24 protein-coding genes are annotated in these 23,204 nt (G+C 29.7%); 3 read left to right on the top strand and 21 right to left on the bottom strand.

Annotated elements, in window-relative coordinates; translation table 11 throughout:
- Positions 1 to 3 precede the first annotated feature (3 nt).
- The 4 genes from CSPA_RS11635 to CSPA_RS11620 all read right to left on the bottom strand — a co-directional run bounded on the left by CSPA_RS11635 (position 4) and on the right by CSPA_RS11620 (position 3,980).
- Positions 4 to 1,473, bottom strand: a complete 1,470-nt coding sequence (locus CSPA_RS11635) for a family 1 glycosylhydrolase (RefSeq protein WP_015392468.1) — start codon at positions 1,471 to 1,473, stop codon at positions 4 to 6.
- Between the two features lie 13 nt (positions 1,474 to 1,486).
- A complete protein-coding gene (locus tag CSPA_RS11630; protein ID WP_015392467.1) occupies positions 1,487 to 2,059 on the bottom strand; it encodes a DNA-3-methyladenine glycosylase I in 573 nt (190 codons plus the stop codon).
- A 48-nt stretch (positions 2,060 to 2,107) separates the two neighbouring features.
- A complete protein-coding gene (locus CSPA_RS11625; protein WP_015392466.1) occupies positions 2,108 to 2,395 on the bottom strand; it encodes a putative quinol monooxygenase in 288 nt (95 codons plus the stop codon).
- Positions 2,396 to 2,678: 283 nt separating this feature from the next.
- Positions 2,679 to 3,980: a methyl-accepting chemotaxis protein gene (locus CSPA_RS11620; RefSeq protein ID WP_015392465.1), complete on the bottom strand. Its 1,302-nt coding sequence runs from the start codon at positions 3,978 to 3,980 to the stop codon at positions 2,679 to 2,681.
- Between the two features lie 231 nt (positions 3,981 to 4,211).
- Here CSPA_RS11620 and CSPA_RS11615 point away from each other — a divergent pair, with 231 nt between their 5' ends.
- Complete coding sequence (locus CSPA_RS11615; protein WP_015392464.1) at positions 4,212 to 4,889, top strand: response regulator transcription factor; 678 nt, start codon at positions 4,212 to 4,214, stop codon at positions 4,887 to 4,889.
- Positions 4,882 to 5,913 carry a HAMP domain-containing sensor histidine kinase gene (locus CSPA_RS11610; RefSeq protein WP_015392463.1) on the top strand — a complete coding sequence of 344 codons (1,032 nt, stop codon included), beginning with the start codon at positions 4,882 to 4,884 and terminating at the stop codon, positions 5,911 to 5,913. The genes CSPA_RS11615 and CSPA_RS11610 overlap by 8 nt, the downstream gene beginning before the upstream one ends.
- Before the next feature lie 198 nt (positions 5,914 to 6,111).
- Here the strand turns inward: CSPA_RS11610 and CSPA_RS11605 are convergent, their stop codons facing one another.
- From CSPA_RS11605 to CSPA_RS11530, 16 genes are all read right to left on the bottom strand, one after another.
- Positions 6,112 to 7,011, bottom strand: coding sequence for an EFR1 family ferrodoxin (locus CSPA_RS11605; protein ID WP_015392462.1), 900 nt, complete (start codon positions 7,009 to 7,011; stop codon positions 6,112 to 6,114).
- A 57-nt stretch (positions 7,012 to 7,068) separates the two neighbouring features.
- Complete coding sequence (locus CSPA_RS11600; RefSeq protein ID WP_015392461.1) at positions 7,069 to 7,941, bottom strand: AraC family transcriptional regulator; 873 nt, start codon at positions 7,939 to 7,941, stop codon at positions 7,069 to 7,071.
- A 16-nt stretch (positions 7,942 to 7,957) separates the two neighbouring features.
- Positions 7,958 to 9,067: a C45 family autoproteolytic acyltransferase/hydrolase gene (locus CSPA_RS11595; RefSeq protein WP_015392460.1), complete on the bottom strand. Its 1,110-nt coding sequence runs from the start codon at positions 9,065 to 9,067 to the stop codon at positions 7,958 to 7,960.
- 379 nt (positions 9,068 to 9,446) lie between these two features.
- Entirely contained in the window at positions 9,447 to 10,253 is an 807-nt protein-coding gene (locus CSPA_RS11590; RefSeq protein ID WP_015392458.1) for an MBL fold metallo-hydrolase, read from the bottom strand.
- Between the two features lie 33 nt (positions 10,254 to 10,286).
- The gene (locus tag CSPA_RS11585) at positions 10,287 to 10,694 is read right to left on the bottom strand and encodes a GNAT family N-acetyltransferase (protein WP_015392457.1); all 408 of its coding nucleotides are present in this window, start codon (positions 10,692 to 10,694) and stop codon (positions 10,287 to 10,289) included.
- Between the two features lie 282 nt (positions 10,695 to 10,976).
- Positions 10,977 to 11,408: a hypothetical protein gene (locus tag CSPA_RS11580; protein WP_015392456.1), complete on the bottom strand. Its 432-nt coding sequence runs from the start codon at positions 11,406 to 11,408 to the stop codon at positions 10,977 to 10,979.
- A gap of 291 nt (positions 11,409 to 11,699) precedes the next feature.
- On the bottom strand, positions 11,700 to 12,443 hold the full coding sequence (locus CSPA_RS11575) for a PIG-L deacetylase family protein (protein WP_015392455.1): 744 nt from the start codon (positions 12,441 to 12,443) through the stop codon (positions 11,700 to 11,702).
- 169 nt (positions 12,444 to 12,612) lie between these two features.
- Positions 12,613 to 13,080 (bottom strand): VOC family protein, encoded by a 468-nt coding sequence (locus CSPA_RS11570; RefSeq protein ID WP_015392454.1) that lies wholly within the window; start codon positions 13,078 to 13,080, stop codon positions 12,613 to 12,615.
- A 57-nt stretch (positions 13,081 to 13,137) separates the two neighbouring features.
- The gene (locus CSPA_RS11565; protein ID WP_015392453.1) at positions 13,138 to 13,977 is read right to left on the bottom strand and encodes an aminoglycoside 6-adenylyltransferase; all 840 of its coding nucleotides are present in this window, start codon (positions 13,975 to 13,977) and stop codon (positions 13,138 to 13,140) included.
- A 250-nt stretch (positions 13,978 to 14,227) separates the two neighbouring features.
- A complete protein-coding gene (locus CSPA_RS11560; protein ID WP_015392452.1) occupies positions 14,228 to 15,262 on the bottom strand; it encodes a helix-turn-helix domain-containing protein in 1,035 nt (344 codons plus the stop codon).
- A gap of 213 nt (positions 15,263 to 15,475) precedes the next feature.
- On the bottom strand, positions 15,476 to 16,465 hold the full coding sequence (locus CSPA_RS11555) for an effector binding domain-containing protein (protein WP_015392451.1): 990 nt from the start codon (positions 16,463 to 16,465) through the stop codon (positions 15,476 to 15,478).
- Between the two features lie 111 nt (positions 16,466 to 16,576).
- Positions 16,577 to 17,392, bottom strand: a complete 816-nt coding sequence (locus CSPA_RS11550) for an MBL fold metallo-hydrolase (RefSeq protein WP_015392450.1) — start codon at positions 17,390 to 17,392, stop codon at positions 16,577 to 16,579.
- 30 nt (positions 17,393 to 17,422) lie between these two features.
- On the bottom strand, positions 17,423 to 18,124 hold the full coding sequence (locus CSPA_RS11545; RefSeq protein ID WP_015392449.1) for an alpha/beta hydrolase: 702 nt from the start codon (positions 18,122 to 18,124) through the stop codon (positions 17,423 to 17,425).
- A 212-nt stretch (positions 18,125 to 18,336) separates the two neighbouring features.
- Positions 18,337 to 19,572, bottom strand: a complete 1,236-nt coding sequence (locus CSPA_RS11540; protein WP_015392448.1) for an MFS transporter — start codon at positions 19,570 to 19,572, stop codon at positions 18,337 to 18,339.
- 146 nt (positions 19,573 to 19,718) lie between these two features.
- Complete coding sequence (locus CSPA_RS11535; protein ID WP_015392447.1) at positions 19,719 to 20,192, bottom strand: MarR family transcriptional regulator; 474 nt, start codon at positions 20,190 to 20,192, stop codon at positions 19,719 to 19,721.
- Positions 20,193 to 20,227: 35 nt separating this feature from the next.
- On the bottom strand, positions 20,228 to 20,608 hold the full coding sequence (locus CSPA_RS11530; RefSeq protein ID WP_015392446.1) for a winged helix-turn-helix transcriptional regulator: 381 nt from the start codon (positions 20,606 to 20,608) through the stop codon (positions 20,228 to 20,230).
- A gap of 144 nt (positions 20,609 to 20,752) precedes the next feature.
- Between CSPA_RS11530 and CSPA_RS11525 the strand changes: the two genes are divergently transcribed.
- The gene (locus CSPA_RS11525) at positions 20,753 to 21,406 is read left to right on the top strand and encodes a flavodoxin family protein (protein WP_015392445.1); all 654 of its coding nucleotides are present in this window, start codon (positions 20,753 to 20,755) and stop codon (positions 21,404 to 21,406) included.
- 136 nt (positions 21,407 to 21,542) lie between these two features.
- On the opposite strand, the gene CSPA_RS11520 is transcribed toward CSPA_RS11525, so the two are convergent.
- Complete coding sequence (locus CSPA_RS11520; protein ID WP_015392444.1) at positions 21,543 to 23,027, bottom strand: L-fucose/L-arabinose isomerase family protein; 1,485 nt, start codon at positions 23,025 to 23,027, stop codon at positions 21,543 to 21,545.
- Between the last annotated feature and the right edge of the window lie 177 nt (positions 23,028 to 23,204).

Below are 23,204 nucleotides of genomic sequence, written 5' to 3'. Positions count from 1 at the left end.
TTATTATTCTAAATCTGCACCATTTGATCCAATTACCTTTTTATACCAATAGAAAGAATCTTTTCTACTTCTGGCCATGGTACCTGTTCCATCATCATGCTTATCTACATAGATAAAGCCATAACGCTTTCTCATTTCTCCAGTACCAGCACTAACTAAGTCAATACAGCCCCAAGTTGTGTATGCAATAAGGTCAACACCATTATTAACTGCTTTTTCCATAGCTTTAATGTGCTCACGATAGTAATCAATACGATATGGGTCATGAATAGAACCATCTACTTCTACTGTATCAAAAGCTCCTAAACCATTTTCTACTACTAATAATGGTTTTTCATAACGGTCATAAATCATTTCTAAATAATATTGAAGTCCATCTGGATCTAACGCCCAACCCCAATCAGAATAAGTCAAGTATTCATTACGTGCTCCAGCTGAAAAATTACCACCTACCATGTCTTTAGTATCATGAGTTGTCACGTTGTTTGACATATAGTAAGAAAATGAATACATGTCTACTGTACCATTTTTCAAATCAATTAAATCTTGTTCTGTAATATCTAATTTCACATTATGCTCTGCCCATAAACGTTTTGCATAAGTTCCATATTTTCCTTTACATTGAACGTCTCCACAATAGAATATGCCTTTTTCCCAAGTGTGACGATTAAGTAAGATGTCTTTTGGATCACAAGTTCCTGGATAGAAGGTTATTCCACAAATCATACATCCAATCATGTTTTCACTATCTATTTCATGACCAGCTTGAACTGCTCTAGCACTTGCAACAAGTTGATTATGTAAAATTTGATATCCATCTTTGTACATTTCATCCGTAGCCTTATTGCCAAACATCTCTAGGAACATTACAGTATTATTTATTTCGTTAAAGGTTAACCAGTATTTAACTAGTCCTTTGTATTCCTTAAAGCAAGTACGCGCAAATCTTTCATAGAATTCAATTAATTTACGATTTGTCCATCCACCATAATTTTCTTCTAAATAAAGTGGTGTATCAAAGTGCCAAATTGTAACTAATGGCTCAATATTGTGTTTTTGGCATTCTTTAAATACATTACGATAGAATTCAATACCTTTTTCATTTGGAATTTCTTCATCTCCCCTTGGATATAAACGGGACCAAGAGATAGACATACGGAACATTTTAAAGCCCATTTCAGCAAATAAAGCTATATCCTCTTTGTAATAGTGATAAAAATCAATTCCATCATGATTAGGATATAATTCAGTATCTAAAACAGCATATTTTACTCCTTCAGGAATTTTCATACCTCTTCCTGCTTTTCCTGGCTTTCCATCTTTATCAATATAAGTTATCATTCTAGACTCTTTTACAGAACCTCCAGTTGTAACATCCGTCATAGCAGGTCCACGTCCATCTACATTCCATGCACCTTCGCATTGGTTTGCAGCTGTAGCTCCGCCCCAAAAAAATCCTTCTTTAAAGCTCATAATATTTCCTCCTCTAAGTTAATTTTTTATAACAAAAGCAATCAGTGATGTGATCATTAACCATTCCTACTGCTTGCATAAAAGAATAACAAATTGTACTTCCTATAAATTTAAAACCATCTTTTTTTAATTGTTTACTCATTTTATCACTTAATTCATTTGAAGCTGGAAGCTCTTTTATACTTTTCCAGGAATTAATGATAGGCTTATTATCTACAAACTTCCATATATAATTAGAAAAAGAGCCATATTGTTTTTGAATTTCCAGAAAAGCTTTTGCATTGGTCACAACACTTTCAATTTTTCTTCTGTTACGAACAATACCTTTATTTTCCATCAATTCTTCTAACTTTTCTTCTGTGTAATTTACAATTATCTCCGCCTCAAAATTATCAAAAGCTAGTTTATAATTTTCTCTTTTTTGTAAAATAGTCCACCAGCTTAAACCAGCTTGAGCACCTTCTAAGCACAGCATTTCAAATAGTTTCCTATCGTCATATACTGGCACTCCCCATTCTTTATCGTGATACTCAATATATAAATCTTCTTTTGTCACCCACTCACATCGTTTACTTATTTGAATCACTTCCTTTATAACCTTTAAGTAATTATTTCACCTTAAATCTTCTTCTATTTAGGAAACAGGAATATATGTAGCTTTATCTCTTGGCATTAAAAACCACTGTTCAACTGTATTTATCCATTTATTAAAATGTTGAGTTTTAAGGTGTTCATTTACATCCTCTTCTGTTTTGTATCCTTCATAAAGTAAAAATTTCGTTGAATCGTCTTTACATTGGAAAAAGTCAAAGCATATAATTCCTTTTTCCTTTAATGAATTGTTTTGATTTTCTTTAGTTGCTTCAATAAATTCCTTTATATGCTCTGTTTTCACATAAAGTGTTACACTTTTTACAATCATAATTAAATTCTCCTTTATATACTATATAAAATTCTCATAAATTAATTATAGCATATTATATAGAAGTATTAGTTTATAATATTATTTTATAACATATTTTTAAGTACTCTCCATAAAGGTAATTAAATCCTATTACATTCCCAACCCACAATTTGCATTGTTTTATTATAATATCATATATGTTTAAAAAATCACTAGACTATTTCTAGTGATTTTTTCTATTCTGTAGGTGCTTTTTTGAAACCATCTGCCTAATAGGCAATAATAGGTATAATATAATTATTTATTTAATTTTATATTTTTTCAAGCTGTTATCCATATCTGCTGCTATACTATTTAATTCTATTGCTGATGCTGACATTTCTCCAAAAATTATTGATTGTGTTTCAACGCTTGCCGCTAATTCTTCACTAGCAGCTGCAGTTTCCTCAGAGACGTCTGCTGTATGTTCAATACTATTTAATGCTTCATTCTTTAATATCTCCATCTTATTTATTACTTCACTTGTATTCTGAATTTTGTATGTAATTGATTTGATTGCCTCTGCTATTCTATTAAAAGAATTCTCAGTTTGATCAACTGATGAAAGCTGTTCCTTTGAAACATTTTGCATTAATTTCATTGCATTCATTGCTTGATCAGAATCTTTTTTTATGTTTCCCATCATATTTCTTATTTCTTCTGTTGATTTTTTACTTTCTTCTGCAAGTTTTCTAACTTCATCAGCTACTACTGCAAAGCCTTTACCAGCATCCCCAGCTCTTGCGGCTTCAATATTGGCGTTAAGAGCTAAAAGATTAGTTTGTTCAGCTATATTTTGTATTGTTGTTACAAACAAATCTACATTTTGAAGAGTTACTGTTAGATTTTCTACTGCTACAAATATTTCTTCAGAAGCTACATTATAATCATCAGATTTTTCTCTTAGGTCTCTTACGCTGGAAATTCCAGCTCCATTTAATTTATTTACATTATCTGTTTCTAAAATTACATCATTATAACTATCCTTAACAAGTATTATATGATCAGATAAATTCTCTATCTTATCAACACTTTTTTGAATTTCAGTTACTTGTTCTGTAGCTCCTACTGCAATTTGGTCAATTGTTTTTTCTATTTCTGTTACTGAACTCATAGCTTGTTCTACTTTATCTGACATATTAAAAGATGCACTAACAATAGCTTTCGTAAGCTTATAGGTTCCCTCTATAATTCCTTTCATCTCTGCAGTTATAGAATTTAAGTATGTACCAGCATTTTTCAACAATTTATTATCTTTTAAATCCAATTTAACAGAAAGATCACCCGAATGGATTAAATCAGCTATATTTCCAAAATCATCAACTGTCTTCTTTATAAATACTGTAAATACAATAAAAATCATAACTTCAATACATATATTTGATATTATACACAAAAAAATCAAATCTAGTGAATTATCAAAATGGGTAACCTCCTTTAGTATTGTACCTGAAATTATACCAATAATCACTGCTAGTGATATTAATAATAATGCTACTGTTGTAAAAACTTGTTTTAATAATCCCATTAAATTAGTTATTTTAAAATTTTTTAATTTCTCCATTAATATTCCTCCTACCACAATTACTTATTGGGGAGTTTAACATAGGATTATTAACTCAATTTAAACTTTAATGTTAATTTTAAATTAAGCAACTTAAAAATTCTTTAAATATATTAACTTCATGAGTTTACATTCAATTAATATTTGTTAGTTATAATTGTGTATACTTCAATTTACCAAAAAGCATATTAAAAATATAGTATAATTAATATGATTAAGGAGGGTATCTAAATGTTTCATATTTTAATAGTTGAGGATGATAAGGAACTCTGCGAGTTATTTAGTGCTGTTCTACTTAAAAATGGATATAAAACCACTTGTGTAAATGATGGCATTGAAGCTCTCAATGCTTTAGATAAAGAATATATTGACTTAATTCTTTCTGACATAATGATGCCTAATATGGATGGTTTTGAACTTATTAAATCTATTCGAGATGCGCAATTCAATCTTCCAGTACTTATGATTACAGCTAAAGAAAGTTTTCAAGATATTAAGCGCGGTTTTTCACTTGGAATAGATGATTATATGATTAAGCCTATTAATGTTAATGAAATGGTTCTTAGAGTTGGTGCATTACTTAGAAGAGCAAAAATTATAAACGAAAAAAAGCAATATGTTGGCAAAACCTTATTAGAATATGATTCTTTATCTGTAATTCAAAATGGTGAATCAATCGTACTCCCCCAAAAAGAATTCTATATTCTATATAAATTAGCCTCTTATCCAAAGCGTATCTTCACAAGACAAGAACTTATGGATGAATTTTGGGGACTTGATTCAGAAACAGATATTAGGACAGTAGATGTTCACATTAATAGACTTAGAGATCGTTTTAGGTTTAATGATGATTTTGAAATAATAACTGTAAGGGGTCTTGGATATAAGGTGGTGCATAAACATGAATAGCAAGAAACCTTTAAAGCCATTATTTATTTCTTCAATAATAATTTTTGTGATTATGTTAATATCAACTATAATTTCATTTAGCTTAAATAATTATTTCAATTTAGTTCCTATCCAAACTTCCACTTCAGTAATCTGGCCAATTATTAATATATATCTTGTCAGTTTGATTATTGGAATATTTGTTGTAGCTATCGTAGGAAGAATAATATTACTTCCAATTTTAAAAATTAGTAGTGCTTTAATGGAAGTTGCAAAAGGTAATTTTAATATCAAAATAAACAAAGAAGAGCATCTTGTAAAAGAACTACAAAATATGTCTCACAACTTCAATATCATGGTAGGTGAGCTCAATAATATTGAAACTTTTCGTAATGATTTTATTGCCAATGTTTCTCATGAGTTTAAAACCCCTATTGCTTCTATAGATGGTTATACTATGCTTTTGCAAGATAACACTTTGACAGAAGAAACTAGAAATGAGTATATTGAGAAAATACTTGGAAATACAAAAAGACTATCCAATTTGGTTTATACTATTTTACAAATTTCAAAGTTAGAGAATCAAGGAATTATCACAGAAAAAAGTAACTTTAAATTAGATGAACAGTTTAGGCAAACCTTATTATTTCTAGAGCCAAAATGGTCAGCTAAAAATATTGACCTGGATATTAGCTTAGATGAAGCTATTTTTTATGGAAATGAAGAATTACTGTCGCAAGTATGGGTAAATATATTAGATAATGCAATAAAGTTTACCCCTCATAATGGATTGATTACCTGTACCTTAAGACATTCCTCTGACTGGATTACGATAACCATTTCTGATACAGGTATTGGAATGACACAAGAGGTTAAAAAACATATTTTTGATAAATTTTATCAAGGTGATAAGTCCCATTCTTCTGAGGGTAATGGTTTAGGACTAGCCCTAGTAAATAGAATTATTAACTTATGCTCAGGCATAATAGAAGTTAATAGCGAATTAGGAAAAGGCTCTACCTTTATTATCAAATTGCCTTGTTAATACTTTTTTAGAACAAAAGTGGCTGCGCCAAGCTCTCTTTTAATCACATTTTTACAAGCCATATCATTCTTAAGCGTTTATATAACTGACTTAAAAAATCGAAATTTTTATACTTTCACGGACAATTAAAAAGGATATCTTATTTCGATATCCTTTCCAATTCAATATTTCTTTAGTTTTAAAGATAACAAAAAATATTTATTCTCTTCCTAACAAATATCTCTTTACACCAATCCATGCAAGCCCTTTACAACACTCATTAATTGGTTTAAGCTCTTTTCCTTCCATTCTCTTTTCAATTTCTTTAAGACTAAAGCCTTCCTTAAATAATAAACCTTTTACTTTATCATTTTGAATAGCTTTATTAGGACATCCATAAAAACATCTTAAACACATTATACAATTATTTTTAAACATAGGCTTATCCTCTTTAAGTTCTATATTCCCCATTGGACAATTTGAAGAACACCAGCCACAACCAGTACACACTTCATTTGCCATAAGGTCTTTTGAAAAATTTCTTACAGCGTTTTTCTCAACATTTGTTATCGGCATCAAAACTCTTGTACTAATTTTAAATCTGCTTCTATGCCTTTTACCTGAAAAAACATCTTCTAAGATATTATTAATATTCATAGGTATACTATTAATAAGATGCATTGCCATATCATCATTTACTTTACAAAGCATATTTGCAGGCATAACCATCATTTTTTCATAAATGACCTCATAACCTTTCCTTTCTATTCCTTTTATAGTTGCTACTCTACATGATGTATTTGGCCAAATCTCTCCTCCACCAGATACTGAAACAACAACTACAGGTAATTTATTTGTTTTTGGCAAATTTTCTACCCATCTATCCACAGGTCTAGGTGCCCCAAAGGCATAAACTGCATATAAAACAATAATGAGGTTAGCTTCCTTCACAATATCATGATATTGGTCTTTATAGTTATTAAATTTTGAAAGGTCCATAGAATGCAGTATTACTTCACATTTTCTTTCAATTAAACTTTCTTTAAGCACCTTAGCTATTCTTTCAACTCCACCAGTTCCAGAATAATATGAAACTAATACTTTTTTTATTTCTCCCATAAATTGCACCTCTCATTTTTATTTTATAATATACCTATAAGTCAGTATTATTAATATTTATTTTAATGGAAAATAAATTTCAATTTGCGATGCTTCATTTTCAGCTCCTAAAAATTTTTCTGTATAACATTCTAAATCATCTCTATCATCAAGCTGAAAATTGCTATTAGGTAACCAAATACCCCAAATATAATAATAAGTATAAATCAAATTTTCAACTGTACCTTTATGTATAAATTTAGAATACTTTCCACCACTAATCTCTTTTAACTTCATACCTTTTGGGACATGATTATCAGGTGTTGTTTCAATTCCTATAAATAAAGTAGCTTCACTATTTTTATTAAATGTATTTTGGGAGCATGTATCACCTGTTTCATAAATACTATACCTATTATTATTCATTGAAATATAATTTTGCTTCACCAATTGTGCATTTAGCTTTTCCCACATATTAATTGTGTTATTATTCTCAATACTCATGCAAAATCTAAATCCTGCAATATATTTAGGTTCAAGCATCACTATTTCTGGTGACAGATTCGAATAGTCTAATTCTGCTATTTTATTAATTTCAATAGGCTGATGACACCCAATCAACCTATCAACACCATTTTTTCTGTATTCAGTGGGTGTAATTCCATACCTCTTTCTAAAAGCTCTTGTAAAACTTTCTGCCGACTCAAAATATAGTGAAATTGCAATATCTAAAATTTTTTTGTTGCTATATATAAGTTCACTTGCTGCTTGAGTCAATCTTCTGCTTCTAATATAATTGCCAATAGTTTCTCCCATAACTGCTTGAAAATAACGATGAAAATGATAGTAAGAATAAGAAACTGCATTAGCAACTGATTCTACAGTCAAAGGCTCATACAAATTTGTTTCAATAAATATAATTGCTCTTCCAATGATTTGCTTATCCTTCAATGCAGTCTCCTCCTTTTTAATAAGTAATATTGTAAAAATCTTTTTCTGCCTTTTCACATGGAAGATTTACAATAACTTCTTCTTCTTGTAATTTTTCTACCATAAAAGTTTTCCAATCATTTGCTTTTGGCGAACCAAATGTCGTTTCTATTTTTTTATCAGTTGTATCAAACAACATAGAACGTAAAGTCCCAAAAAACTCAGGATAATAATGACAACACAATCCTTGTGGATAAGAGGTTGAAAGTATATTCTTCAAGTCATTTGCTGATACTTTTTCTTTTTCAGAAAACATTTTTTCTATTGTTTTATAACGAATTACTGAATTTTCAATAATCATCTTTTCATATGGCTTTACTTCCTGTAAAACAGTGTGATTTGTAGAAATTAAAAAATTTTGCTCAGAGTCCTTATGCAAAATCCGATATGCTTTATGACCATTTATACACTGCAATAGTGCAATATTATTGCTACTATCTGCAAGCATTAAATTTATGTTATAGCCAATAGGTGCATCCATTGCCCAAGAAATAGCTTCCTCAACATTTTTACAATTTTCTAAAATACTTCTTATAACAACCCAAAAAGAGAAACCAGTCACACCTGCTTTTTGTCCTCCTTCAAAGTTACCAACTGGCAATCCATTACTAGCTTTACAAGCTGCTAACCCATGCTCATTCATTCCATCACATCTACCAAATAAGTTGAGAGTAGAACCAATATGACTATACTTTCCACTAATAGCTGTATATGCAAAACACATTTCTTCCATTTCATCATTAAAGTCATAGTTTCGTGCCATCAAAGTGTGTCCAAAATCAGTTTTGTTTGAAGCTGCAGACATCAAACTGCATCCACGCTCTAAATATGTCATAGCATAAAAAACAGCTTGCTCTTTTGAAATTCCAATTATATCTGCAAAACCTTTTATTTCCTTATTTACACCACTGCTATATTGGTCAAGCAAATTGAATATTTCTGTTAATTTACTTTGAGGATAAGCCTTTGGTGGTAAAATCACCTTTTTCAATAAATTAGGCTGTGCTAAAACCCAATTTCCAATCTTTGTACCAACTTCATAACTTGTTCCTACAAAATTCTTTAAATATGACTTAGTTTTCTTCATAATAAGCACCTCATCTTTCAAAAAAATTATAAGATAAGGCAAACGTACATACTTGATATTTTCTGCGATTTTTACAATTATACTTAAATAATATTATTATCTATTCTTTCCAGATAACCTTAAATTCTTCACATACAACAAGCATATTCTTATTATAAGCTTTTATTGTCTATTTATTTTTCTCGTTTTGCTCTTTAAGTAAATTCCTTATTTCAACTAAAAGCTTATTATTTTCTTTTAATAATTTAGTATTTATTGATTTATCAATTGCCATTTGAATTATAATGTAAGAGGCAAATATTAATAGTATTATTAAAAAAATCAAAATATTCACGTCCTTCCGACAAATATTAAATTTAATATTAATATGAATTCCTCTTTACCAATGTATTTCTAATCCAACTCCAACTTCTTTAACTGGTATTTCTTTATGTATTTCTGCTTTAACAGCAAAAGATGTACAGTGGCAAGGATATAGTTCTTTTATGTTATTTTGTTTTAGATAATTTACTGTATTCTTCACTTGCTCATTTACTTCAAATAAATGAAAGCCACCTATAATACCTAAAACTCTATCTTCATTACAAACTTGTTTTGCATACTCAACTATATTGCAAATTCCGCTGTGGGAACATCCTGTAATAATATAGATTCCATTATTACATTTATATACAATGGCTGTATCATCCATTACATAATCATCTAAAGTCGTTTCCCCATTGATTTGCTTACCAATAGCTTTCCTCTTTTCAAAATTGTTGCTTTGAGGGATTTCTCCTAAAAAAATCATATTTCCACTTATTCTTGCAGGTTCTTTTGAAAGAATCAAATTGCATTTCTCTTTTAATTCCTCCTGTAAAATAGGAGAACAAATTTTTAAGTTTCCATTCATTTTTTCTTTAAAAGCATCTGGATGAGCAATAACATTAATATTTTTTCTATCATTTTCTTTGAAGTAATATTGTAGTCCTCTTGTATGATCATCATGACCATGTGAAATAATAATAGTATTTATGTCATTTAAATTTACACCTAACTCATATGCATTCTTAATAAATAAGTCAGAATATCCTACATCTAATAATAATTTTGTATCTCCATCTTCAATATAATAAGAAACAGCCGGTTCTCCACAGTAATATTGATCAATATAAGTGTTGTTATCTACTAAAACTTTTAATTTCAATTTCTTGTCTCCTATCTTTAACATAACTGACTATTATAACAGTATAGGCTTTTGCATAAATTTTTCTCTCTCTCTTTCGAAGCCATATTGTTTATATAATCCATGTGCATCCTTTGTAAGCAATAACCCACGCAAATTTTTCAAATCAACATCATTAGTAACAAATTCAATAAGTGCTTTTCCTAACCCATTCGCCCTATGTTTTTTGTCAATAATAACATCGCATAGATAATAAGTAGTAGCATAATCTGTAATAATCCTTGCAAAGCCAACTTGAGTCCCATTGTTTTCGAAAATTCCATAACACATGGAATTCTGAATTGATTTAATTATAGTTTCTTCTGGACGATCAGCTGCCCAATATGTTTGTTTTAATAAATCCTTTACCATATCCATCTGTAATTTTGATTTGTCTTTGCTAATGTAATATCCTGTTATCATTCTTTAACCTCCTATAAAATCATTTAAAATTATTAAACTTCCTTTTATAATCATTTTAATTTCTTCCCTAAGGTCAGAGTCAATAAAAATTTATTTTACAACATTATTCAATTACATATACAGTCTTATATAAGGTATATCAAAATTTGTGATATAAAAATAACTTGTCCTTTAATTTGTTGCTATATGAAATTATGCTATCAGTAGCCTATGAAGCAGTATCACATTTATTCACTCTATACGTTACTAATCCTTTATATTGAACTATCACTTGAAATTCTATTACATATAAATGCGAAGTACACATTCTTTCCCACCCTTTAAAATTGAATCTACCAATATGACTTGGATTCTATTATTAGGAAAAATACTATTCAGATTATATAATAAACTTTGTTTTGAACATTCGCATAAACTTCCTGTATTTACATATCCTTTTGTATGTAAATCACAAAGACATCTATTATACTTTAGTTCATATACTTTATTCTCTTCTATTTCAAAGGCTGCAACTGCTAGTATTTTATCATTCAATATTTTAAAAAACTCACTATAATTTTTTGTTTTCTTCCATATCTCTTGATATATTTTTTTTGAATATGATTCAGAACATGCTCTTCCGCACTCAGATAATAATTTACACTGCTCATCCTCGTTTAAATTTTCTAATCCTTTTTCAAAGCCAATAAACCAGTATTTTAAAAAATCACTCATTTGAAACCTCCATTAATTAAAAGTGGGCCATTTAGTTTTATTCATATGATATACTTGCTTTTGTTTTTTATTTATGATTATATCTATTTCATCACAACATAATTTTCCAGCTAAATATCATTCCTTTTTTAATTCCTTTCTCCATTTATTAATAGTACAGTCTCTAGATTTGATATAACTTAAGCACGCTTTTGTAGTATTGCGCAACAAGAAATGCCGCAAATCCAACTTTGAATAATACGGCATTCCAATTAATTATAATCTTTATTTTTAATGTAAGCTGCTAATATTTCAATTTTCACTGATTAAGTCTTCTCCACCTGTGCTTTTAATTAAGCTATACTCTTTTGCTAACTTAAAAGTTTCCTGTTCAAGAAAACAAGGCAATATTTCATCGCTTAGATTTAAAAACTTATTTATGGTTAGCGCTTGAGTTCTATGACATTTTAAAGCCTTCAATTTTACACTTGAAAATGATCTAAAATTTATTATTGTATCAGGCTCAGGTGCTTTTTCTCTAATTCCCCAATTGTCTCTTATCTTTTGAATAAGAGACACGTAATACACTCTTGGTACTTTGAACGGCTTATTTTTCAATTCAAAGACTCTTTCATTTCCAGCTATCTCTACAGCCTCAACCGCAAAATCATGTATAGCTTTATGATCTTCATGTCCCGTAGCACCATCAGGACCAAATGTAATAATTACTTTAGGGCAAATATTACGTATAATATTTGCAATTCTATGGGTTATTTCTATTTTATTAACTTTATTTAAATTTTTATCTGTATATCCAAGAAAATCTACTTCTTTAATCCCCAGTATTTGGGCAACTTTTCTTAATTCTTGTTCACGTGTAATAGCAAGTTGTTCTTGAGTACACAGACCAGATGTTTTACCACATTCTCCTCTTGTAGCAGATACTAAATAGACATCTACACCATTAGCTACATATTTAGGTATAGTTCCCCCAGTAAAAACTGTTTCATCATCTGGATGAGCATATATAAGTAAAATAGATTGATTCTTCATCATTATACTACACAACTCCTTTATTGAATTCTTACCAACATTATACCATATTATTCCAATGAGTATTATTCAATTTTCAAAGAACATTTTTTATATTTTGCTACGTCAATTTTACAAATTACATAAAATTATTATTGTGGTGTAAAAAAGTCAAAAATCCAATTATTATGATTTACTTTATACTGGCTTGAACAAACTTAACTGGGACATCCATTCTTTTTGCAGTTTCTTCAACATTTAGTTCACTATCCAAAAAACGCTTACATACAGTTTTCAAATTTTCACCAACTTCAATGATATGCTTATCTAAATCATAGAAACGAACCACTCTCTGTCCCCATTTATGTTCATAAACATCGTGTACATATTCAATGCAATTAATTGAAGTTAATTTATTAATAAAGCTGTCAAAATTATCTTCTTCAAAATAAAGTTCAGAGTTATTTCCATTAAAGCTAATTTCATTATCATCTTTCTGTATAAATTCTTTCCAACTTTCTTTTGTTTGCAGAGTGACACCACCCGTTAAAGTAACATTAGCTCCAAAATCCATAATCACCCTTAATCTTAAAACATCTTTATAGAATATTTTTGATTTTTCCATATCGTTTACAACTAACATAGGTTTCTTAAATTTCATGATTCTCATCCTTTTAAATTAAATCCACTGAATAATACGATTTTAAAATTTATTATTCTATTCCTTTTCATCCATTCTTTTGCTAAAATAAAAAATTATCTGATCTGATATTGAACTAGGGTAATTAATCCCCTTTTTTTCACACAACTCCTCAGCATCCTGTTTAAATAAATACATACTGCTTTTAACTGCGTCTTCTAAATCTTTAAATTCAGCATTAACAAAATATGATTTCAAATGACTTCGCTTGTCCTTTGGGACACAATACTTTACTTTACTCTCCCATGAACCCCAATCTAAACTATCATATTGACTTAATAATAAATCCACATGCGAGTGAAACAATATATCAATATTTTTTATTAATTTAAAAATATCCTTTCGTTTAAAATATTTTATTAACATTTCTGCATGGAACCAATATGTATCCATAGCTCGTACAGGATCAGGTAAATAGTTATCAGTTGTAAGACCTTTACCAAGAAGCTTAGTGACCTCTCCCGTTCTATCAAAAATTATATTATCACTGGTACATCCTTTCAAATGCTGTCTACACATCCATTCCTCAGGATAATCAGCATTAATTATAAAGAAATCCAATTGATGAAGGTTGTTTCCAAGGCGAATTAAACTGCAATAATTTTTGAAGTACTGATCATTAAAACTTTCACCCCAAAAAATTAATAGTTCATCAGAAGCCCTTGTAATAATTTGAGGAACATCTTTTGAAAATTCTTCAAAATCCCTATCTGCTACTAAAAAAACTGGATCATAATCTGAATAAATGTCTTCAGTATTTCTGCTAATAGATCCGTAGTGCCATCCACCTTTACATCGTTTATCTTCTTTTAGTATTTCCACTATTTTATTAAATGCCAATTCTAAATCTTTATGCATAATCCATGCTTCCTTTCACTGGTTGTATTGTCACAATATCCTCTCTTCTTCTAGAATTATAAATGCATCATCATTTATCAGTTCTTTATGTGTAGCATAAAAAATAATAATTTTTGTGAAACACCATTTTTCTATCTATGTTATAAATTACTATCCATATTAATCTAATTATACCATTTTTATAAAGCATCACACTGTTTAATTTTCAAAGAACGAGTTTTCTATAATTGATTTCCAACTAATTTCACTATTATTCTAACAGAAATTTTATTCTAGGATCATTTCTTACAAAATCAAGAGTTTTATCTTTTTTAATTCTCATTTTGGCTAAGTTTTCATACTTATCTTTGCTCCAACTATTGATAGACTTCCATTTCCTATGCCTATATAGCCTTGTCTTGATATGATTCATACTGTCAGCTTCATTTACCATATTTATAATAAGTTCTATAGTTTTTTCTTTATCCTGCCTTTCCTTTGCTAAATATAAATCAAAACTATATTTTTGATATTCTCCTAAATCAAATGCTTCAGCTACTTTTTTAGCTCGCTCTGTATATTCTTCTGCTTCACTAAATTTATTTTCTTTTAATAACATCCTTATTATTAAAAATAAAGCAGCTATGGTTTCTTGTGCATCCTTAAACAGTATGTCCTCACAAATTCCATAAGCTTCTTCAATCTTTTCACTGCTTTCAAATAGTAGTGCCTGTTGTATTTTTTTCTCTATGTCTAACTCAATGTCTGGAATTTTATCTAAAATTTCTTGAGCTTTTTCATGCTCTTTTCTCTCTCTATATATTGCAGCCAATGATATTTTTGCCATAGATGCTGCTTTTTCATTGCTGCTTGCTGCTACTAAATCAATCCAAGCAATAATTTTTCTTTCATATTTATCTTTTTCCTCTAGCTTAGATGTAACTAAAAACAATCTTAATATTGATGCTATTCTTAATATTAAATCATCACAACTTGAATATTGTTTAATTAAATCACTGCCTCTTTCAAAAGCCTTTTGGTATCCCTCTTTCGATGCCATTTCACTAATCTCTTTTCCAAATTTATTTACTTCTGAAGCTGTTAACTCTTCATTAAAGGCTAATAAAGTATTAACATCAATTTTTAAAATTCGTGCAAGCGGTGATAAAAGCGTTATATCTGGATAAGATATTCCATTTTCCCATTTATTAACTGCTGGTGCACTAATATTTAAACAATTAGCAACTTGCTCTTGGGTAAGATTTTCTTTCTTTCTACATTGTCTAATAATTTCACCTATTTTCATAAAATAAACTCCCTCATTTATCTATACATTTAATTAACTTTAACCTTCGTTAATTAAATCATAACAAAGCTACCTAATTTAAACAATTGAAGCATTATCATTTTTTGTTCATAAAAATTAACCATTGGTTAATTTGATTTTGATAAAATATGCATAATAAAAAACGCAATTCATTATGAACTGCGTTTTTCAAAATTGCTTTAAAAATAAAACCTATCTATTTTTTGCCTTTAATGGTATTAATAAATCTATTTGCTGAAACCTCTTTTCTTTTGAATCCAGTGTAGTAAAATATTCATACACATTCATATGCTCTTCAAGATAGCCACACATTCCTCCTGGCTCTCTATTATAATCCAGTTCATACTCATCATTATTATTTGCCCATTTCTCTAATTGCTGCCATTCGCTAAAATTCCCAAATTTAATACAGTGAGCACCATACATTCCTCCAGCTAATCTCTTTTTTTCTAATGGCCCCATTACTTCAAAATCATCTGGTATCGTAATCCAATATTCATATCCATAGTTTCCTTCAGAATCTTGTTCTCCTGGGTTATTAAAACCATAAAGCTTTGCATCTGGTTTATATTTTAATAATTCACTTTTCTCTATAAATTCCAATAATATTTTCATTGCCATATCTTCAGGTTCTTTCCCATATGCACAAATTGAAGCAACTTTTATAGGTGGTAAGTATACTATTCTTACATTTTTTAATATATCCAATATATTATTAGCCATTTTCAAATCCTCCATTCCTACTTTCTTTGCAATAAATGATTTATTTATATCAGCCATAGCTAAAACAGTTTGAATAAGGGTTTCATCATCTAATACCTTTTCAAGCATATTTTTTTCATTTATAACCTTTAATTTATCAATGAACATTAACATCGCATTTTTCACATTATCAAGAGCATTAATATCATCGTTTAATTCTTCCAATTTATCGTTTAAGACTTCTACCGCATACGATATTTCGTTGTTTTTTAATATCTGTTCAATTTCTTTCAATGACAATCTAAGCTTTCTCAAAACCAGAATTTGCTTAAGTCTTTTTATAACACCATCATCATATGTTCTATACGCATAACCTTCTTTTTTTAAACTCTCGATTAATCCAATCTCTTCATAATATCTTAATGTTCTTGTTGAAATTTTAAATGCCTTAGATACTTGACTAATGGTCTGCAGTTCCATTTCAAATCCCCCTTCAACACTAGTATAATATATTACGTCGCGTCAAAGTAAATAATTAACATTAATTTATTTAAATCTAAAGTAATTTGTCTTCCTGTTAATCAATAAGACTTATATACTTTCCAATTTTTCATAACATAGATTCCGAAACACCTGACAATATTTACGGAATCCACTTTGCCCAATTAAGTAAATATTAGGCATATAACTCATTCTTTTTTGTGAATATGCAATACGTTCCATTCCATTATCTACCCCTGTATGATTACTAAGTGCTATCTCAACATTTTTGTTTTCTGCCTGCTCCATAAAGTAATCCAGTGACTTCATATAAGTGATAATGTCTGGTAAACTTCTTGGTGGATTAGAACCTCCCCATAAGGCAGCTTGATATATATTATTGTTTTCTGTTACATTAAATATAAAGCTAAGACCTCCTGGTGTATGTCCTGGAGTCTCATAAACATAAATTGTTTTATCACCAAGAGTAATTATGTCGCCATCTTTAACATAAACATCTATATTATAATCCTTCCAGGTCTCAGGCCTATTCTTTTTTGCTGGTTCCTTTTCCCAAAATATATCATCTCTTTTTGATAGATATGTTTTAGCATGAAAAGCATTTACAATCCATTTTCCACATCCAGTATGGTCAACATGTCCATGAGTTAATACTAATTTTTTTATTTCTTCTGGCTTCCACCCAACCTCTTTAATTGCAGAAATAATTGCATTAAATGCCTCTTCACATGGCCAAATAGCATCTATTATAATTAATCCCTTTGTTGTTTTCAAAACAAAACAATTAGTTTCTTTTTGTGCAACTATAAGTAAATCATCAAATATCAGTGCATGAGTAAAATAAGACATATCTTCAATTGCTTTTATTGTTTCCATTGTAATAATTGGTTTTTCCTGTCTAGACATTTTATAGTTCACTCCTATTTCGCTTATCCATTACAAATATTTATTCAACCATTGCTTAAAAAATTCCATTTGTTCCTTTGTGTGAAAAGAATGCTTCCCATTCTCCATTATTTCCAAATCACAGTTAAAGCATTTTGCAAAACCAGCCACTACATTAAATTCACATATTTCATCCTCTGAACCATATAGAATTGAAGTTGTATTATTCCATTCATCTATAGGATGTTCTTTTACATAACAATAATAATCCCAATAAAGTGTATGTCCAATTGATGTTTTTATTTCTTTTTCTTCCTTTAGCTTGTTCTCACTTATTTTGCACTCTTCCATCATATTATTTATCATTTGTTCCATATCTACAACAGGAGAAAGAAATAAACACTGCCTTAAAGATTCACGTTTATAGGTTAACAGAGTGCAATATGCCCCTAAACTACAAGCAAGTACACTTATATTATTTGATAATGATTTTGCATAATCCATAATGATCTTAAGATCTCTAACACACTCTTGAATTTTGCAATCATCATTTACTCTCTTGCGTTCACCATGTTCAGGCAAATCAAAACTTAATATTTGATATCCTCTTGCTATTGCCTGTTCTGCAAATATCGCAATTAAATCTGATGCCTTATTTGACATATTGCCATGTACCACTATAAATAATTCATCTGATTTTGGCCCCCATAAAATAGCAGGGATATTTCCTATTTTTAAATTCTCTAATATCATTATAATTACTCCTTTATGAGTTGGAAGCATGCTATATCTTTACAACTCTCTATTCAATATTAAAATATCTTTTCTATGAAATTATAATGCTATAATTCTTAATTTACCTAGTTCACAAATGATTATGTAATAAACTTGTCCACTATAAATAACCAAGACATAAATAATATTTCAAACCATCATATCAACAATATAAAATATCATCATTCTAATTACATATTTGCATTTGTACCCTTATACAAAACGCTTATAGCCCCTGCAATTAAAATCATCCCCATAAATGCTGGGGCTGCGTGTCCAAGTGATACATAAATCTGACCTCCTATTACCGGGCCAATTACTCTTGCTAAAGCCTGAATAGACTGGCTTCCTCCTTGAACTCTTCCTTGTTCTCTAGAAGTTACTGACTTAGAAAGCATACCATTAAAAGAAGGTCCAAAGATTGAATCACCAAAACCAAATATAAACATTCCAACAATAAAAAGAGGATAAAACGAACTTAAAGTTGATAATGCAATAAGACTATAACCTATAATCTCTGAGAGCATTCCAAGAATTGCTATCTGTTTATCATTAAGTTTTATTAAAAGCTTTGGCATTATAAAACCCTGTGAAATGATGTCTTGGAATCCAATAATTGAAAGCATTAGTCCAATTAATGTAGGTTTCCAATTGAAAGTATCCATTGTAAATTGAGAAAAAACCGCCTGAAATGAGCCATTAGGTATCCAAAGCAAGAAAGCTGAGACAAGCAGCCTTTTTAAGTTTTTCATAGAAAGAATATTTGCTAGCTGTGTAAATGGGTTTAGTCTTACAAATGTAATCTCCTTCAATCTATTATTCTTATCAAGGCTCTCAGGCATAAAAAAGAATCCATATGCAACATTCAATAAAGTTATTATTGCTCCAAAATACATTGGTACCGAATAACCAAACTTTGAAAGTACTCCTCCTAGAGTAGGACCAATTACAGTTCCTACTCCTACAACTGCACTCATCCATCCAAAGTATTTAGTCCTCTTTTCAGGAGGAATTATATCTCCAAAATATGCAAAGATAGTGCTTATGTCACCACCTGTTACGCCTTCAATTATTCGGCCTGCAAATAGTATCCATAGAGCTCCCCCTATCCCAAAAACTAAGTACCCAATTGCAGAACCCAAAAGGCATACTATTAATACTGGGCGACGGCCATATTTATCGCTTAAAGCTCCAAGTGCAGGAGCTGCAAAGAACACGCAGATTGCATAAACAGACATCAGTAGCGTAACAACTATTGCTTGCTCTCCTTCATTACTTACATATGGCTGTACTAAAAATGGAATAACAGGAGTTATTATGCTAAAGCCTATTCCACATAAAAATACAGATATAAGGCCAAAAATCAAAGCATGTTTATCTACAGTTTCTTCTATTTTATTTTCTTTGTGTGATTTAAATTTATCCATTTAATTCTCCTAACTAAATTTATTTTGTTTCCCAGGAAACATATTTATCATATCACCTTTTTGTTTCCTAGTCAACAAAATAATAAACAATAAAAATGCAGCCTATTCTCCATAGAATTTAGCTGCTCGTAATTCGATGTTCGCATTTATTCTGATTTTATATCTAAGTCCAGTTTCTTTATTTCTTTATCCAAATGCTCACTATACTTATTAATAAACGTAAGCATACTATCAAATTGTTCCTCCGTTACCTTTTCAAATACAACTTTATCCCTTTCTTGAAACTCTTTATGCAGTTTATCATGAATTTTATAAATTTTTTGTCCTTGCTCAGTAAGTTTAAAATAAATTTCTTTTTTATTATCTGGCTTTTGATAACTTTCTATAATACCTTTCTCTATAAGCTTCTTAGTCATTTTGCTTATGGCTCCCCTTGTCATATAAAGGGATTCAGCAAGTTTTGTGACATTTGGCTCTACATTTCTTCCAATACATTCTATGTAATGCACTTCTGAAGACTTATAGCCCTTTAGACTATCTTCCATCTTAGATTTATTAAGCCAAGCCATCTTGTTATATAATTCCCTAAAACCAATTAAAACTTGTTCTTCCTTTTTCATTGTATCTCCTCCCACCAATATGTTACTATATTAACCTATTGCTCTTTCCGCTTTATATTATTAATTTTCATATGTTCTTCTACCCATACATTTAATTCACTTAAAGCAGGTAATAGCGATTTTCCACTTTCAGTTAAGGAATACTCAACTTTAGGAGGTATAGTGTTATATTGTGTTCTTTGAATAACATTAAGTTCTTCTAATTCCCGTAAGGATTTAGTAAGCATAATATTAGTAAGTCCTTTAATTCTTCGTTTTAATTCATTATATCTAGCAGTATCTTTTTCTGCTAAATACCAAATGATAGGCAATTTCCACTTTTGACCTAAAATATTAAATAGATACATAGTTGGACACTGATTATCATAAACGTTAGTGTTTGGAAATCCTTGACCAAAATTCACATCATCATTCATAATTACACCTCTTGTAAATTCTATAGTATACTTTTTATACTAACACAGAAAAAACTGCATACTTCTATATTCATAACTTTATGTTTTATAATTATAACATAAAATAATAAATGCAAAAATATAAACCGCACAAGGAGTGTTAAAATGAAAGTTTATGCAATTAATGGAAGCCCAAGAAAAAATAAAAATACAGCCACTCTACTTCAAAAAGCTTTAGATGGAGTAAAAGACTCTGTAAAGGATAGTGAAATAGAAACTGAAATAATAAATTTGTATGATTTAAACTACACTGGATGTAAAAGCTGCTTTGCTTGTAAAAGACTCGAAAGTAAAAATTACGGAAAATGTGCTATAAAAGATGATCTTCAAGAAGTGTTAGAAAAAGTTTCTCAAGCTGATGGACTAATTTTTGGCTCTCCAATATATTTCAGCAATATAACAGGTCAATTACAAGCTTTTTTAGAACGATTGCTTTTCCCATATTTGGTATATGATAAGAACCATTCCTCAATTGCTCCTAAAAAAATGCCTACAGCCTTTATTTATACAATGAATGTTCCACAAGAATTTATGGAACAACTTAATTATAACTTAATATTAAATACATTAGCTGCACCTATAGAACGTATATTTACAAAGCCAAAAGTAATGTATTCTAACAATACTTATCAATTTGATGATTACTCGAAATATAAAGCTGATGCCTTTTCTGAAGAGGAAAAAGCAGCTCATAGGGCAAAGCAATTTCCTTTAGATTGTGAAAAAGCATATAAAATAGGTACAAGCTTAATACAGTAATAATTCAGTATACTATGAAATGCTATTCTTCATAAAAATAAAATGAGAGCATATTAATAAAAAAGGAACGTACTATAATTTTTTGTACGTTCCTTTATACTTTACTCTCTTTAAAAGATTTATGTCATTAATTTAATTATCTATTGAAAGGATTTTCTGTTTTATAAAGCATTCCTTTAGGTTGGTTAAAGCCAACTTCTTTAACTCCTAAATATCTAAATAAATTATACATTGCTTTACCAAAATGTCCGAATGCAACTGCTCCATGGTGAGGATATCTTCCTTCAATTAATACGTGACGGTAGAATCTTCCCATTTCAGGAATTGCGAATACTCCTATAGCTCCAAATGAACGTGTTGCAACTGGTAATACTTCTCCTTCTGCAACATAAGCAGTAAGTTCTGCATCTGCATTGCTTTGTAATCTAAAGAATGTGATGTCTCCAGGTACGATATCTCCTTCAAGTGTCCCTCTTGTAATATTTGGTTCTTGATTTGGTTCTAATGCTCTAGCCATGATCATTTGATTTTTCATTGTACCGCAAGATAATTTACAAGCTGCAGTATTTCCACAGTGGAAAGCCATGAAAGTATCTTTTAATGTATAGTTAAATTTACCTTTGATTTCAGTATCATGCATATCAGCTGGTACAGTATTGTTAATATCAAGTAAAGTTACAACATCATCACTTATACAAGTTCCAATGTATTCACTTAAAGCACCATAAATATCTACTTCACATGCAACTGGTATACCCATTGCAGATAAACGGCTATTTACATAACATGGTACAAATCCAAATTGAGTTTGGAATGAAGGCCAACATTTATTTGCAAATACAATATATTCTCTTGAACCTTTATGTTCTTCCATCCAATCTAATAATGTGATTTCATATTGAGCAAGCTTTGGAAGGATTCCAGGCATTTTATTCCCTTCACCTAATTCTTTTTCCATACTAGCTATAACTTCTGGAATTCTTGCATCATCTTTGTGAGCATTAAATGCTGCATATAAATCAAGTTCTGAATTTTCTTCTATTTCAACACCTAAATTATATAATTGTTTTATAGGTGCATTACAAGCTAAGAAGTCTTGTGGTCTTGGTCCAAAAGAAATAATTTTTAAGTTCTTTAATCCAAGTAATGCTTTAGCTACTGGTTCAAATTCTTTAATCATATCTGCAACATCACTTGCAGTTCCAACTGGATATTCTGGAATGTATGCTTTAATATTACGAAGTGCTAAATTATAGCTTGCATTAAGCATTCCACAATAAGCATCTCCACGTCCTCCAATTAAATTATCACCTGTTTCTTCTGCAGCTGCTGCAAACATAACTGGTCCATCAAATTCTTTAGCAAGTAAAGTTTCTGGAGTTTCTGGTCCAAAGTTTCCAAGGTATACTACAAGAGCATTAACTCCTGCTTCTTTAACTTCTTGCAATGCTTTTAGCATATGTTTTTCATTTTCAATTGCTGTAGGACATTCGTAAATATCTCCATAAGTTTTTTTGTATGCTTCTACAACTGCCTTTCTTCTATTAACTGATAGTTCCATTGGGAAACAATCTCTACTAACTGCTACAATTCCTAATTTTACGTTTGGTGTATTATTCATTTTATATTCCTCCAATTTATAATAAATTTAAATTTAAAGCTTATTTATAATCTTTTGATTGTGTTGAAAAAGTTCCTAATTGAGCTTCTCACCTTTTTTAAAATTGAATGGTGTCTGATGAAGTAAGAACTTATTCATCAATTTTCTAAAACTATTTACATGCGTTGTAACTTTAAT

The sequence above is a fragment of the Clostridium saccharoperbutylacetonicum N1-4(HMT) genome, assembly GCF_000340885.1.
Taxonomy (GTDB): Bacteria; Bacillota; Clostridia; order Clostridiales; family Clostridiaceae; genus Clostridium; species Clostridium saccharoperbutylacetonicum.
Note: the sequence above shows the minus strand (reverse complement) of the source record. Positions and strands in the feature narration are given on the sequence as shown.

Bases quoted from the DNA above. Each gene is read 5' to 3' on its own strand.
- CSPA_RS11635 (WP_015392468.1), bottom strand. From the start codon at position 1,473: ATGAGCTTTAAAGAAGGATTTTTTTGGGGCGGAGCTACAGCTGCAAAC.
- CSPA_RS11625 (WP_015392466.1), bottom strand. From the start codon at position 2,395: ATGATTGTAAAAAGTGTAACACTTTATGTGAAAACAGAGCATATAAAG.
- CSPA_RS11620 (WP_015392465.1), bottom strand. From the start codon at position 3,980: ATGGAGAAATTAAAAAATTTTAAAATAACTAATTTAATGGGATTATTA.
- CSPA_RS11615 (WP_015392464.1), top strand. From the start codon at position 4,212: ATGTTTCATATTTTAATAGTTGAGGATGATAAGGAACTCTGCGAGTTA.
- CSPA_RS11610 (WP_015392463.1), top strand. From the start codon at position 4,882: ATGAATAGCAAGAAACCTTTAAAGCCATTATTTATTTCTTCAATAATA.
- CSPA_RS11605 (WP_015392462.1), bottom strand. From the start codon at position 7,011: ATGGGAGAAATAAAAAAAGTATTAGTTTCATATTATTCTGGAACTGGT.
- CSPA_RS11595 (WP_015392460.1), bottom strand. From the start codon at position 9,067: ATGAAGAAAACTAAGTCATATTTAAAGAATTTTGTAGGAACAAGTTAT.
- CSPA_RS11585 (WP_015392457.1), bottom strand. From the start codon at position 10,694: ATGATAACAGGATATTACATTAGCAAAGACAAATCAAAATTACAGATG.
- CSPA_RS11580 (WP_015392456.1), bottom strand. From the start codon at position 11,408: ATGAGTGATTTTTTAAAATACTGGTTTATTGGCTTTGAAAAAGGATTA.
- CSPA_RS11575 (WP_015392455.1), bottom strand. From the start codon at position 12,443: ATGATGAAGAATCAATCTATTTTACTTATATATGCTCATCCAGATGAT.
- CSPA_RS11570 (WP_015392454.1), bottom strand. From the start codon at position 13,080: ATGAAATTTAAGAAACCTATGTTAGTTGTAAACGATATGGAAAAATCA.
- CSPA_RS11565 (WP_015392453.1), bottom strand. From the start codon at position 13,977: ATGCATAAAGATTTAGAATTGGCATTTAATAAAATAGTGGAAATACTA.
- CSPA_RS11560 (WP_015392452.1), bottom strand. From the start codon at position 15,262: ATGAAAATAGGTGAAATTATTAGACAATGTAGAAAGAAAGAAAATCTT.
- CSPA_RS11555 (WP_015392451.1), bottom strand. From the start codon at position 16,465: ATGGAACTGCAGACCATTAGTCAAGTATCTAAGGCATTTAAAATTTCA.
- CSPA_RS11550 (WP_015392450.1), bottom strand. From the start codon at position 17,392: ATGTCTAGACAGGAAAAACCAATTATTACAATGGAAACAATAAAAGCA.
- CSPA_RS11545 (WP_015392449.1), bottom strand. From the start codon at position 18,124: ATGATATTAGAGAATTTAAAAATAGGAAATATCCCTGCTATTTTATGG.
- CSPA_RS11540 (WP_015392448.1), bottom strand. From the start codon at position 19,572: ATGGATAAATTTAAATCACACAAAGAAAATAAAATAGAAGAAACTGTA.
- CSPA_RS11535 (WP_015392447.1), bottom strand. From the start codon at position 20,192: ATGAAAAAGGAAGAACAAGTTTTAATTGGTTTTAGGGAATTATATAAC.
- CSPA_RS11530 (WP_015392446.1), bottom strand. From the start codon at position 20,608: ATGAATGATGATGTGAATTTTGGTCAAGGATTTCCAAACACTAACGTT.
- CSPA_RS11525 (WP_015392445.1), top strand. From the start codon at position 20,753: ATGAAAGTTTATGCAATTAATGGAAGCCCAAGAAAAAATAAAAATACA.
- CSPA_RS11520 (WP_015392444.1), bottom strand. From the start codon at position 23,027: ATGAATAATACACCAAACGTAAAATTAGGAATTGTAGCAGTTAGTAGA.